1 protein-coding gene is annotated in these 403 nt (G+C 45.9%); it reads right to left on the bottom strand.

The genetic code is table 11. The features are described 5' to 3' along the window. On the bottom strand, positions 1–403 hold a 403-nt coding region (locus AB4585_RS27370), incomplete at both ends, for a phosphotransferase (RefSeq protein WP_372171892.1).

Raw genomic sequence — 403 nt, 5'->3', positions numbered from 1 at the left:
CTCTATATGTGCTGGGATAAACTGGCTTTTCTTAAGTATATCGCGAGATTGATAGAGGTATTCCTCTAGACCCATTGTCGGTCGATGCTTAAATGTGGGTAACCCTTCGCTGACTTTATGAATCCGCCCTAAGAATCGTCCAACCATCTCGAGTTGATCATAGTTGTCGACTTCAAACTGACGACCGCCAACACTCTCAAATAGAGTGAAAAGATAGCCCTCATGATGATGAAGGGTTTTTCCATCAATGATCACCGGTGGGGCGATAGGTATCTCATGCTCAAGCAGTGATAGCGTAAAGTCGTGCTCTTCTTGGATCTGTTGCTCGCTCCAGCGTTGCGGGCGGTAAAATTTCACCACATAACGCTTCTTTTCTTCGTCGACAAACTGATACACCCGGTTC

This window comes from Vibrio sp. 10N.222.49.C9 (assembly GCF_041474985.1).
Taxonomy (GTDB): Bacteria; Pseudomonadota; Gammaproteobacteria; order Enterobacterales; family Vibrionaceae; genus Vibrio; species Vibrio crassostreae_C.
Note: the sequence above shows the minus strand (reverse complement) of the source record. Positions and strands in the feature narration are given on the sequence as shown.